Source organism: Cellulophaga sp. Hel_I_12 (assembly GCF_000799565.1).
Lineage (GTDB): Bacteria > Bacteroidota > Bacteroidia > Flavobacteriales > Flavobacteriaceae > Cellulophaga.
This window is the reverse complement of record NZ_JUHB01000001.1, coordinates 2,348,048-2,363,855: the sequence shown is the minus strand read 5'-3', so window position 1 is coordinate 2,363,855 and position 15,808 is coordinate 2,348,048. Positions and strand designations below refer to the sequence as shown.

Here is a 15,808-nt window from a genome sequence, read left to right as displayed (position 1 = left end):
GTTTTATGAATTGATTTTCTAGAAAACAAAGCCACTTAAAAGCCTAAATAATTGCTTTTTTAAAAAGAAGACACCTTAAATTATTTGCCTTTCACAACATAAACAAACTAGGCTACAACATTAAATTTTGTAGCTAAGGCTTCTGTTTCATATTTGTTGGTAAATACTTACTGCTAAGACCTTATCGACAAAACGCAAGCAAGTTTTATACGAAAAGGTTTTTAGAAAAAAAATTATTACAGATATCAGCACATAATGAACCAAACTATTTCGATTAAAAAGCAGACCACTCTTTTTTTTATACTGGTGTTTTGTATTCTTTTTGGAGCACATGCACAGGAGGCTGTTCCATTTACGCCAAGGCTTACTGGAGGTAATATAGAGATAAGAGGAGACATTGTTTTTGTTGGAAACAACATTTTAAACAGAGCAACTCAGGCCAATCCAACCCAAGCTAATACACCTTATAATGGCAATGAAAATAACAACTCTTTGTGGATGGAGTATATCGATATCGATGGCGATCCGTCTACCTTTAGTTCTAGTAGTGCTGAGCTTGCTATTGCAGACCCTAATTGTTCACAAGTGCGCTATGCCGGCTTGTATTGGGCAGCAACATACCCTAATGAGAGGAGCACAAATGGTAGTGCACAATTCTCTGGAACCCCAAGAATAGAAGAGTGGAATCAAATAAAATTTAAACTGCCTTCAGGAGCGTATGTCGATTTAAGTGCAGATACAGCTCCAGACCCCGTGGGCCAAGAAGACGATATTATTTTTGATGGTTATGACCCTGTCAATATCAACAATTCATTTAAAGACTCTCCGTATATCTGTTACAAAAACGTAACAGATTTAGTGCGTTCTAATACCAACCCGAACGGAGAATACACGGTAGCCAACATAAGGGCTACAAAAGGAAGAAGAAACGGTTCAAGTTCTGCAGGCTGGGTCCTCGTGGTTATTTACGAAAACCCTACAGAAACTGGTAAATTCATCTCTACATTTGATGGCTATGCCGGACTTTCAGGAGCTGTTGGTAATGTTGATGTCAACGTAAACGGTTTTAAAACCTTACCCAATCCTTTTCCAGTAAGAGCTAGAATTGGAGTAGGTGCGCTAGAAGGAGATAGAGGCATTTCGAACGATCGTTTTTTTATCAAGGCAAATTCTAAGCCTGGTTTTACCAATTTAACTACGGGCTTAAACCCTGCAAATAACTTTTTTAATTCAACGATTACCACCAACGGTGCAGAGGTACCGACAAGAACACCTTACGGCACCAATACATTGGGTATTGATTTAGATCTTTTTAACCTGATCAACAATTCTAATAATATTCTTCCAAATGACGAAACAGGAGCCACCCTCCGATTTACCTCTTCAGGGGATGGGTATGGTGCTTTTTTAACTACTTTTTCAGTAGAAATAATTGAACCTGATATTATTCTTGAAAAAAGGGTAGAAGACATTGCAGGAAACGACATTACTGGTTTAGGCGTTAATTTAGGGCAGACTTTAGATTATGTATTGACTTTTAAAAATATTGGGAATGACCATGGCACAGGAGTTAACCCAGCAAGTTCAGACCCCTTTCAACGGTATTACACCATTCGTGACGTATTGCCTGCAAATATAACTTTAGACCAAATTAACCTTAGTCTTCCTCCCGGAGTTACGTATAGATACAATAGTGTATTAAATGAAATTGAATTTGCTGTTCCCAACGATTTAGTCCTTATAAATGGGCCTGCTACAAGCATTCGCATGCGGGTAACTGTGGCTCAAAATTGTTTTGATTTTGTGGACGCTTGTTCAAACCAAATAGAAAATATTGCCTTTTCTACCTATGCTGGAGTAATTAATGGTGCTACTATCACCGATGATCCTAGTGTATCTGATTTTGATAATTGTGGTTTTATTACCCCTGGAGCTACCAACTTTTTACTGGACGATCTTTCAAATTGTTCATTTAAAAGAACAGTACAGTTATGTGGTAGCAATGTGTTGCTCAATGCAGGTGATAATTTTGATGATTATATTTGGTACCGAGATGTAAATAATAATGATGTTATTGATCTTGGTGTTGATATTGTGGTCAACGATGGAAACCCTGATGGGGACCTTAGTACGCTTAATGTTACCCAAGCCGGAAATTATATCGTTGATAAAATTATTGCTAATCCTTGTATAGGATTTCAAGAAATTATAACCGTTGAGCTTTTTGGCACCACCCAAACCAACCCAATCTTAGATTTTTTTAATGCTAGAAATAGTGATGCTGACCCCAATAATGATATTCAAGGTGAAGTTTTAAGATGTTCTGTTGATGGTGAATTTATGGCTAACATATTTTTATGTGGTAGCACAGACACCGAGCTTTTACAAATAAATATTCCCGATGCACAAAGTTTAGAGTGGCAACAACTCGATGAAAGCACCTGTACATCATCTGATCCAGCATGCCCCAACAAAGGGAACAGCTGCTATGCTACCGTGGCGACAGGGAATGCCTTCAATGTAACAGATACAGGTAAATACCGATTAGTAATCAACTATCAAAACGGATGTTCAAGTCGCTTTTACTTTAGTGCCTTTAAAAACGATTTAGCGGTAAATACAATTAAAACAGATATTTTTTGTGCTAGTAATGGGAATATCACCGTTACAAATTTAGGAGCAGGGTACGGTTTTCAATTATTTAATACAGCAACAAATACTGTAGTGGTACCTTTTAGCGCTAATAATGGCCCTAGCTTTGATATCGCTACCAACGGGAGTTATCGCGTAGACGTTCGTCAATTAAATAGTTCTGGTAACCCAATTCCTAATTCTTGTCAATTTCAAAGTGTTGAGATTGGAATTTTAGATCGAAATTTTGATGTAGATCTTGCCACGACACCAGCCAATTGTAATTCCCTAGGCTCTATAAATGTTCAAGTATTAAATGTAAGAGCAAATTATACCTATGATTTACGATTTAATGATGGGGTGAATCACCCTTATGGTGTTGGCACCAGAGTAAATATTGCTTCAGCTCAAACAAGTAATAACTATACCTTTAACAACTTAAACCCGGGCGATTATACAGTCATTGTTACCACCCAAGACGGGTGTACAGATACTCAGAACATTACCGTAAATGAGGTAGATGAAGTTTTACTTTCTGCCGTAACCTTATCCAATATAGGCTGTTCTCCAGGAACCATAGAACTAACAGCATCAGGAGGATTTGTAGATCCTAATTATAGCTATGCTATCTGGAGTAAAAATGGAACGCCACTCTATAGTGATATTAGCAATGTTCCCGCAAATGCCTATCAAATTGATCCCATTTTTGAATTTGGTTATACGGTATCCGGTGGTCCCACAGAAGCAGATCCTTCGGCACCTTTTGTCTATACTAAAATACCGAATGAAGAAGGCGTATATACTTTTGTAGCTATCGATGCCAATGGCTGTTTTAAAATATCAAATGCTGTGACCCTCGAAGATCGCGGAAATATGACTATTTCTGTGAATGACGATAGCCCAATAACCTGTACTAACTCAAGTAGTGCAGGCATTACGATCAATACTGTAAATGGCGTAGGCCCTTTTCAATACAGTATTAACAATGGTGTAACGTTTCAGGACACCCCTTCCTTTGTCGGTTTAGCTGCCGGAACCTATACTGTTCTGGTATTAGACGATTCTGGATGTAGCGCGACCCTAGATCACAGTATTTCGAACCCTTCGCCTTTAACGGCATCAGCAGGAGTAGCACGAGACGTTACTTGCGATCCTTCAGGGGCTTTAGTTCGTATTACCAATGTCGTAGGTGGTGTAGCACCATATACCTATAGTTTTGACGGAGGCGCTACCTTCGGTACTCCAAGTATTGCTAGCTTACCTCCTGGAAATTACAATACGGTGGTGGTTAGAGATGCTGTTGGCTGTGAATTTCCAATGGATGTGTTTGTAGAAGACTATCCTGTTAACCCTGTATTAACAGCGGTTACCGATTATAACTGTGATGGTACTGGAGTTATTACCCTAACAAGTGATATTACAAACTACAATTATACCTATGCCTTAAATGGCACTTTAAATAGTCCTGACCCAACGAGTAATGTGTTTACGAATATAGGTCCAGGTACCTATACAGTGACGACCAATTATGTTTCTCAAGTACCACCAACACCAAGTTTACTATTGGTAGAGGATTTTGGCTATGGAACAACAGTTCCAAACCCAAATACTTTAGGATATACCTATGAAGATCAAACGACAAATCCTCCTGGAGATAACAACAACAGAATTAATGATTTTGAATATGCCGTTACCAACAGCATTGTAGCACCCTTTGGTGCTTGGGTACAGCCCGGCGATAATACCACCAATGGTGCTAATCCCAATGGACGTTATTTAGTCATAAATGTAGGTACTCCGAGTCCGGGTCAAATTATTTATTCAAAACCAATCAATGATGTTATTCCAAATCAGGATTTAAGAATTTCATTATATATTTTTAACCTTCTAAGAAGTACAAATAATCAGTTAGACCCAGATTTAACGATAGAAATAAGAACAACGGCGGGAACTGTTGTGCAATCTATCCGAACTGGCGATATTCCAAAAACAGAACAATGGGAAAACTTTAGTGTAGACCTGAACCCAGGCAATAATACCACTTTAGAGTTTGTGATCCGATCAGAAAAAGTGGGTAATAGTGGTAACGATTTTGCTATCGACGATATTGAAATTTATCAAATTCCTGAAGTTTGTGAGCTTTCCATCGATTCTACTATTATTATTGAAGGGAATAGAGCATTTGAAGCCAATTATCTTTCATCTACCAACGTGAGCTGTTTTGGCGCATCAGATGGTAGCATTACTTTTGAAGTAGAAAACTTTAACCCAACCACAGGTTTTGAATATTCCATTGATGGAGGTGCCTATGTAACATCGCTTTCTTCACCTGTAACTACCACAGCTAATTTAGCTGCTGGTGTAAGAACTATCGATATCAGAAGAATTGATGATATCTCTTGTACACAACAAATAACAAGAACAATTACCCAACCAACAGCCATTCAAGCTAGTGCTTCGGTAAGCACCCCTTTTACCTGTTCAAACACGGGTGCTACGATTTCGGCTAGTGCAACAGGAGGTACTGCAGGATATGAATATCAATTAGAAGATACTTCTGGAACCATCACAAGAGCCTATCAAACTTCAGTAAATTTTACCAATGTTCCAGCAGGTACTTATTTGGTAAGAGCAAGAGATGTTAGAGGCTGTGACAATCTTATAGATACAGCAATACCTATTACAGCTCCGTCAGCGCTAACATTTACAGCGACGCCTACACAATGTTATTCTGGTGCCAATGATGGTACTATTGCGGTGAATGTCACTGGAGGTAACGGCGGACTTTTATTTAGCATAAATAATGGACCATTTTTAGCACCTAGTCCAACCACAGCAACAGCCTATACCTTCACTAATTTAGGTTCTGGGTCATATATCATCAATGTAAGAGACCAATTAGGATGTACAGTAGCTGCACAAACCATAACTATTAATGAAAGATTAAGCCTAAGCGCGTCAGCAAATGCGATTACCACGTGTGGTAGCGCCACAGATGTAAATATTACAGCAATTGGTGGCGATGTCAATTATGTATATGCTATCGTTCCCGATGGAGCAACACCAACCAATGGAGATTTTTCAACGACCAATCCAAGAGCTATTTCAGCTGCTGGTGCATATGATGTATATGTACGAGATAATGGCGGTACAGCTGGTTTTTGTACTGTAATGGTTGATCTCATCATTACTCAAAATCCACCTATAGTAATTACAGAAACGGTTACAGACGTTTCTTGTTTTGGTGGTGCTAACGGCGCTATTGCCTTAGCAGTAACCGGTGGAAATGCACCTTATCGTTATAGTATTAACAATGGGACTACGTATCAAACATCAAATAATTTTTCAAATTTAACTGCAGGTACCTATGCGGTATTAGTACAAGACGCCGATTTGTGTACACAACCCTTAAGTGTAACGGTAAATGAACCTTTAGCACTTACTGCCGAAGCCATACAAACCACAGATTACACGTGTTTACCAGGTGGTGAAGCAGCGATTAGCGTGGGTAGTATTACACCTACAGCTGGTGGCTCAGGGAATTATCAATATAGTATCAATGGAGGTTCTTGGACCGCTTCAACCACTGGTGGAACTGTATTTACTGGACTCACAGATGGTTCTTATACGATACGTGTAAGAGATGCCAATGCACCAACATGTTTTATTTCACTAGCTAATGTGGTGATTGACCCATTACCCGTGGCTCCAATATTAACTAGTGCAGTAGCTTATAATTGTGATGGCACAGGAAATATGACCATTACTCCTTTTGATGCTTCTTATACCTACACTTTAGACAGTGGAACACCTCAAACAGGCGCCTCTGCTAATGTATTTACTAACGTTACTCCTGGAAATCATACGATTACTGTGGATTATGGCAGTAGCTGTACTACGGATATTGTAGTTAATGTAGCCAATGGTAGAGCTTTTAATGCTTCTATTTCTGCTCCTGTTAATGTTTCTTGTTTTGCAGGATCTGACGGAGGTTTCACCATAAATGCGACCAACTTTGGTGCTGCTGGATTTGAATATACGCTTGATGGAGGCGTAACATTCTCAGGACCACACACTACATCACAAGTGGTAACGGGATTAACCGCGCAAGCCTATTCGATTGAAGTTAGAGATGTAAACAACCCAACGGGATGCACTGTGCCTTTAAATCAAACTTTAACAGAACCAACAGCAATCACAGCAACGGCTTCAATAACCACCGAATTTACCTGTGATAATACAGGCGCAACTATTACGGCAGTAGCCAGTGGTGGAACACCGACCTATACCTATCAGTTAGAAACAAATACTGGAACCATCTTAAGAGCCTATCAGGCATCTTCTATATTTACCAATGTTCCTGCCAATGCAGCCACCGAAAATTATGTAGTGCGAGTTACTGATAGTAGATCATGTGTGAATATGGCATTGCCAACTGTCACGGTCAATGCCCCACAAGTACCTACTTTTGATGTATTACCTACTGCTTGCTACTCTGGTGCCAATGACGGTACTATTCAAGTTGATGTTACCTCATTACCTGGTAACGGAAACTTCCAATTTAGAATTGATGGAGGTGCTTGGTTAAATGGGAATACCTCAGCCACTCGACATATTTTTTCAGGACTGGCCAATGGTTCGTATACGATTGATGTTCAGGATGGTTTTGGCTGTGATGCAGTGCAACAAACCGTAGTTTTAAGTCCGCAGTTAGTGGTGTCTGTTGATGCTATAAATGTAAGCTCTTGTGCAGATGGTAGCATTACCGTTAACGCAACAGGAGGAAACGGTACTTTAGTGTACGCTATCGTTCCTGCAAACACTGTCCCAACTAGCTTTACGACATCAAATAGTTTAATTGTAACTAATGCCATGGCTACCGCGAACCCTTTGGGTTATGATGTGTATGTTCGCGATAACAATGGGGTAAGTCATTTGTGTTCCTTTGAACAAGAAGATATTGTGATTACCACAGCGACTCCTTTAGCCGTGACTGGAACAGCCACGGATCCTGAATGTTTTAATGGTTTAGGAGCTATCGATGCCACTGTTACTGGTGGGAATGCCCCTTTTACGTATTCTTTAGTAGATTTATCACCAGCTGACGGTATCGATTACGGTGTAAGCTATTCAAATGTAGGAACAACAACGTACAGCTTCGCTGGTATTGGAGTTGGTGACTACAGAATAGACATTACTGATACTGACGGTTGCCCTGTTTCTTCTGCAACGATTATCATCAATAATGCCGTTCAAATTACAGCGGATGTAGAACCTTTACTGCCAGCAACCTGTGATGATCCTGATCCTTTAGAATATGGCTTTGAATTTACAAATGTAATAACCTCAGCAGGTACAGTAGAATATAGTGCTGATGGTGGTTCCACATGGCAATCTTCTTCTGAACTTAGAGGATATGCTTCAGGAACGCCAGTAAATCCATCTATTCGAGTGACTCTAGCCAGTGGAACGATTTGTCAAAGAGATTTTCCAAGATATATAATACCTTTTCCTTTAGACAATTTAGATATTACCATATTTCCTCAAATATTAGATTGTAACGACTTACAAGTTACCGTAAGAGGTAGTAACGGAGATGGTACCAATGGTTATAGATATACTTATACGGATGATCCTGCTAGTTTTGGATTATCTACGCCTATTTGGACAGCTAGAATACCGTCTGGAACATCCCACACATTTGCAAATATAAACCCAACGACACCGCAACTACCAGGTTTGCCTTTATTGGTGCCGGGAAGAACCTATGTGTTTTATGTTGAAGATACTGCGGGTTGTATCAGACAGAGTAATGTTAATGTTAATGATGTTGTTCCTAATATTCCTATTGAAATAACAACAATGGTCACTCCTAGTTGTTTTAATGCAACGCCAGGTATTGGTAATGGCGAAATCACGTTTACGCTTAACCCTACTACCGCTAGTACACATATGCGATGGGAAGTTTTTCAATTAGGAAACCCAACACCTATTGCGGTCAGTGGTGCTATTGCCCCAGCTCCAGCAATAAATGTTGGCTATAACAATACGATTTCTGTTTCTAATTTACCGGAAGGGGAATATTATATAGATGTTTTTCAAAACGATGGTACTTCCCCTGATACTTGTAGAGGAGGTAGTGAAAATGCTTTAGTAGAAGAATTAGATGAAATTATGGCTACCGCTACAGCGACTAGAGATATCTCTTGTAATTTACCAGGCTTAATTTCTGTCACTGGAATTACAGGTGGGGGCGGTGCGCCTTATACCTTTGATGTAACGGGTCCTGTAGGGTTTACTGCTCTAACAGGTTTAACAAGTAACCCGATACACATTCCTGTAAATTCACCAGCGGGTGATTATATGGTAACCATTAACGATCAATATGGTTGTCCTGTAACCTTACCTTTGGTTAGCTTAGGTTTAAGCCCTAACCCAACAATAGATAGTGTCACACAAGACAATTGTACTTCACCAATACGATTAACTGTAGCTGCTACGGGAGCTGGAACTATTCGGTATGCCATTGTTACAAATGGCGCAACGGCTCCTAGTACCTATGTAAACAATGGTGGTATTTTTAATAATGTTACACCAGGTTCTTACGATGTGTATATCATTGATAGTAACGGTTGTATGGCTATGCAAGCAGCTTACATAGTTAACCCAGTGCTTTCGGCAAAAGCAGAATTGACTAAAGTATTAGATTGTTCTGCAACACCAGATGCTACCATTACTATTGAAGCATTAACAGGTTCTGGAAACTATGAATATTCAATTTCAGGAGCTGCAACGGTAGCACAAACTACTTTGACGAGTCCGTTTGTATATAGTGCTAGTACTGCTGGAGATTATATCATTACTATTTATGATACAGCAACAGCTAACAGTGCGGTATGCAACAGAACGTTTACCGTAAATGTTCCAGCGGCTATTCAACCTATTTTCACCGAAACTCATACGGAGCTTACGTGCAATGGGGCTAATGATGGTACCATTACCTTAAATCAAACCAATAACGGCATTAATCCTTTAAGCTATGAATTACGCTATGCAACTGCTGGGAATCCATTAGTGGCTGCTGCTGATTTTACTTTTGATGCTGCAACACAAACTTTTTCTGACTTAGCGCCTAATAATTATATCGTAAGAGGTATTGGAACGAATGCTTGTACATTTGATGTTGCTATTACCATTTCAGAGCCTAATGCTATTGTAGTAACTGTTGATCCATTGGTGGATATTGTACCCTTTGAATGTACTCCAAACACCAATACTGATACTAATGCCACTATAACGGTTAACCCAGCTAATATTTCGGGTGGTTCTGGAACTTATGTTAGATACGTTTTTGAAAACACTGCTACTTCAACAATTGTTCAAGACGGTGCAAACAATGTATATATAGAAACCAACAGACTTGGTGGTACTTATAATATATCAGTTTATGATGCCAATGGTTGTATAGGGACAACTACAGCAAGCATAGCTGCTTTTGATAAATTATTAACCATTAATGCTACTATTTCAAGTGCCATTACTTGTACTCCGGGTAATGACGGAGAAGTGACTATTGCTGTTGCTTCTACTATTAATGATGCCACTAGATTTGAATTTAGTATTGATAATGGTACCACTTGGCAGCCATCAAATGTATTTGCTGGTTTAGCAGAAGGAACACATAATTTCATCGTACGACATATAGATACGGATTGTGAATTATTTACTTCTATCAATATTACCAACCCGAATACTTTTACAGTCGGCACACCTGTTACTACAGACGTTATTTGTGTGGGGTCTGCCACAGGTACCGCTACATTTACGGTCAATGATGCATCCTATGCGGGTACGTATTCTTGGGAAGTATTCAATAGTGATACTACAACAACAGGAATTACAGGAACTTCTGCAGCTTTAACTGTAACAGGTTTAATCGCTGGTGATTATTACGTAAGCTTTACACAAGATGGGGTACCTACATGCGACAACAGAAGAGATTTCAGTATTTCTGAACCAAGCTCTGCATTAGCAGCGGGAATACCAATGGTAACACCGATTACTTGTGTTCCTGGTGCTGACGGAGTTATCGAAATTACCAATGTTACTGGTGGTTGGGGAGGCTATGCGTATTATGTAAGTACAACTGCCAATCCAGATCCAAATGATGCAACAAACTATGTAGCGAATCCTAGATTTGAAAACTTAGGAGCAGGCACCTATGAAATATGGGTAATAGATAGTCGCGGCTGCCCTTTACAATTAACAGACATTACTTTAGCTGTTCCAACACCGATTACGGCCGATCTACAATTAAACAATGAAAACTGTACTAATTTTGAAGGTGAGTTGCAAGTTATGAATCAAGTTGGGGGGCAAGGAAGTAATTATAGCTACCAATTACAACGCTGGGATGGTACAGCTTATGTAAACTTAAGAGCCTTACAAACTACAGCTACATTTAGCAACTTAGGTGCTGGTCAATACCAAGTAATCGTTTCTGATCAATGGGGCTGTGCTACAGCTACAGCGAATGCCATTACTTTATATGATGAATTAGTGCCTTTAGCTACCATAGTGAAACCGATAGACTGTACCCTTGATCCAAGTGGGCAAATAACTATTTCTCAAACAGGTGGTTCAGGTACCTATGCATATTCAGGAACTTTCCCTGATGGTAGCGCATTAACACCAAATGCAGACGGAATATTTACAGGCTTAACACAAGTGGGCGAATATACGTTTATCATTACCGATGGTACGTGTTCTGAAACCATCAGACAAAGCTTAGCAGCTGCGGTACAACCACCAACACCAACTATTGATGCCGTTACCAATGTTACTTGTTTTAATGCTGCTGACGGTACGATATCCGTTCGTGTTTTAGACAATGGTATTGATCCGTATGTATTCCAAATTACCGATAGAGATGGTACAGCTATCGTAATAAATCCTACAAGTAGTACTACTACAAGTGCTGAATTTACAGGCTTAGCGAATACGGTAGGAGCTGGGTATACCATTAGCGTAACGGGAAGCAATAGTTGTACAACAACAGTAGTCCAAACCATAAGTCAGCCTACCGCGGCAGTAGTCATTTCGGCACCTGTAGTGTCTGAGTTTGATTGTACTTCAGGAAATACAACGAACTATGCTACAATTGATATTACTGGATTAGTAACTGGGGGCTCTAGTACCTATGTGCGCTATGTGTTTGTCAATGATGCAACGCCAAGTACTCCGGTACAAGATGGTAGCAATTCAATATATACCGAAACCAATGTATTGGGTGGTAATTATACGATTACTGTTTACGATGATATGGGATGTTCGGCTTCCACAACGGCTAGCATAGCTCCTTTTGTAGGCATTAATACGCCAACTGTTGGTCTTGTTGATACTGTGACTTGTAATGGTAATGATGAAGAAATTACTGTTGGGGTGACGATTTCACCTGCAAGTGCTACGCCCAACTTATCGTATGTGGTGACAGGACCAAACGGTTACAACCAAACAATAAATTCAACGAATGCCTCAGAAAACTTTACAGGCTTAGGTATTGGTAATTATGTAATTACAATTACCAATACAGATACGGGTTGTATATTAACAACAACGCACGTAGTTTCAGACCCTAAAGTTATTGAAGTAACTGCGGTGAAAGCCACCGATGAAACCTGCTTAAATGATGCTGTAAACGGTGGAAGTTTTAACGTAAGCATTGCTAATTATACAGGGGGGTATAGCTATCAAGTATTTAGAGCAGACGGAACTTCTGTTTCAGCCGTTCTATCAGGGAATACCTCAACACCCTTAGTTATAGACAATTTACTTGGGGGTAGTTATTATGTTCAGATTATAGAAACCGATGCAACAAGCACCTTCTGTTCTGATAATTCTAATGCCGTAACGATACTTACGCCTGAATTCCCGATTACCGCAGTGATAAGTGAACAATCAAACGTTACTTGTGACAATAACAGAGGTAGCATATTAGTGGACCCTTCAGGTGGCAAAGGTTCGTACACGATTACGATTAGCTCATCGACACAAACCTTCACACAAGCGGGGGTTGATGCCTATATTTTTACAGGCTTATCAGCTGGAAATTTTACGGTAAACGTTACCGATAGTTTTGGGTGTTTATTTACAGATGCCATAACTTTACTACAACCAGCACCAATTGTTGCTACTATTTCAGCAGACATAGTTTTGGATTGTTATGGCGATGATACAGGAATAGTAACTGCAACGGTAACTTCAGGTGGTTTAGGTGCTTTACAGTACCGATTAAACACCTACGATGTTACGGGTACGGTAATTATTTCTACCTCGGTAGCTCAGAGTGCTAATAGTTTCACAGGGTTATTCTCAGGTCGCTATAGTATTAGTGTTAGTGATTCGGTTCGCTGTATTTCAGAAACCCCTATAGCAATAATTTCAGATCCTGTAGATGTTTTTGGATCATTAACGATGACTCAAGCTATAAGCTGTGTGGATGATTTAGAATTATTGTTAACCGCCAATGGTGGAACAGCGCCTTACAATTACAGTACTGATGGTGTAAGCTTTATTCCGTTTAATAGCGGTAATCAACATGTATTTAATAGTTTGCCTTCGGGTAATGCTGGGGCTGGAACCTATCGCTATTATGTTCAAGATGCGTTCAACTGTACGTCTATTTTATCGAATGAGATTACAGCGGATACCGTAGAACCCCTAGTTATTACTATTGACGCTTCTGCAGCTTCGGTGAATTGTAGTGGAGACAATTCCGCTATTTTAATAGCTAGAGGAAGTGGCGGTTTGGGCAATTATCAATATGAATTGTTAGCCAGCCCAACGAGCACAACGCCACTACAAGGACCAAGTGCTAATGGGGTATTTAGAAATTTAATTGCGGGTGATTATTATGTAAAAGTAACCAGTGGCGATTGTGAAGCCATTAGCGCTGTCATTACTGTAACAGAGCCAGCACCTTTAGTGTATACGGATGATTATTCGGCCATGATTTGTTTTGGTGAAAACACGGGGTATATCCACGTGTCCTTATCAGGTGGATCTGGAAATTACCAATATGCAATTTCTCCAAACTTGGCTCAATTTGATGATATTAATCAGTTTGATAATTTAGCACCAGGTACCTATACGGTAATTGCCCAAGATGCCAATGGTTGTTTTGTACAAACAGAATATACGATAGCTGAGTCTAGCGAGATAGCTATTGATGCTACTGCAGCGGGTGAAACTTGTTTGGGCGATAGCGATGGTGTTATTGACCTTGTGATCACTGGAGGCCTTGCTCCCTACAGTACGCGATTAGACAATACCAATTATGTAGCTGACCTATTTTCGTATACCAATTTACCATCGGGCACACATACTGTTTATGTTCTTGATGCTTTAGGTTGTGAAAACAGTGTTCAAGTCATTGTTGACCCAGGAGTGAATATTAAAGCAACAGTGGCACCAATGTATGAATGTACGGCAACTGTGCCTGATAATTATTTGATGGTAACATTGGATGACCCATCAGTAGCAGGAGCTGTATTGTATCAATTAGATGATGTAAACTCCACGGATGTTCGTTTAGAACCTAGTTTCACAAATATTCCTGCAGGGAATCATACTTTAATTATTTCGTTAAATGGTTGTGTGGAGATAATACCATTCACTATAGAAAATTTTGATCCTTTGGTGTTAAGCCTAGAGAACAATAATATCAACGAAATAACGGCTGTTGCCAGTGGCGGAGATGGGAATTATACCTTTTACTTTGATGCTGTTGATAATGGGGATGACAATACCTACTTTATTAATCGTACTGCAACGTATACCGTTAGAGTGGTCGATGGTAATGGTTGTGAGGTTATAGCCACGATAGAAATGGAATTTATCGATATAGAAATCCCTAATTTCTTTACTCCAGATGCAGATGGTAACAATGATATTTGGAAACCAAGAAACTTAGAAGGCTTCCCGAATATAATAACCGTAATTTTTGACCGTTATGGAAGAGAGATATATCGCATGGGTCAAAATGATCCAGGATGGGAAGGTATTTACGAAAACAGTGATCTTCCTACAGGAGATTACTGGTATGTAATTAAGCTACAAGGTGAAAACGATGAGAGAGAATTTGTTGGCCATTTTACCTTATATAGATAATGAATTTAACCTACAGTGTCATGAAGAAAATAATAATAACAGGAGTATTTCTTTTGTTTACTTTTTTAAGTAAAGCTCAAGAGCTTAACTCTCCCCAGCTCTCCCAATATTTGGCAGATAACCCATTTGTGTTATCGCCTACTTATGCGGGTATTGGTGATCATGTTAAAATACGTGTCAATGGTTTAACGCAGTGGGTAGGTATCAAAGATGCCCCTGATACACAATCCTTGGCCGCTGATATGAGGTTAGGCAATAGATCTGGAGTAGGTGTTTTTTTATACAATGATAGAAACGGATATACAAAACAGCAAGGAGCAAGACTTTCATTTGCGCATCATTTAACCTTAGACCGCTACGATGATGAATTTTTATCTTTTGGGCTATCCTATAATTTTAATCAATTTAGAATCGACATTCAAGAGTTTATTGATTCAGGTGGAGACCCAAGCGTTACCGATGACCGTTCAACAACAAATCACAATTTAGATGTTGGTCTGTTGTATCGAAAAGCTAATTTTTACTTTAGCCTTAATGTTTCAAATATACTTGACAAAGATCTTACTGGTTTCAATGTAACTTTTGAACCAAACAGGTTAAGAAACTATTATTTGTATACGGGTTATCGCTATAAAAAAAGCAAAACCAGTGATTTAGAAATAGAACCCTCTTTACTTTTTAAAATGTTTGAAAGTGACAATAGATCTGAAACAGATTTTAACTTGAAATTTAGATTTTATGATTTTGAAGATTATTACTATTTAGGTTTAAGTTATCGAGTTTTAATTGAGCAGCCAGGATCTCCTAACTTTTTAACACCTCTTTTCGGTTTCAAAAAGAATAATTTATATTTTGGCTATTCCTACCAAATTCAATTAAATGAAATAAGTAATTATAGTACTGGAACCCATGTGGTAACCTTAGGTGTAGATTTATTTCAAGGAATAAGTAATTGTAGATGTACCTACTAAATGCCCTTTAGCCATAATGTTCCCGAATTAAAACTAGG

The 15,808-nt window shown here is 39.2% G+C and carries 2 protein-coding genes; both read left to right on the top strand.

The genetic code is table 11. From position 1 onward, the window contains the following. Positions 1–255 precede the first annotated feature (255 nt). Positions 256–14,799, top strand: a complete 14,544-nt coding sequence (locus tag GQ45_RS10335; protein WP_052188191.1) for a T9SS type B sorting domain-containing protein — start codon at positions 256–258, stop codon at positions 14,797–14,799. 20 nt (positions 14,800–14,819) lie between these two features. Next, on the top strand, positions 14,820–15,770 hold the full coding sequence (locus GQ45_RS10330) for a type IX secretion system membrane protein PorP/SprF (RefSeq protein WP_047420284.1): 951 nt from the start codon (positions 14,820–14,822) through the stop codon (positions 15,768–15,770). Positions 15,771–15,808: the final 38 nt, after the last annotated feature.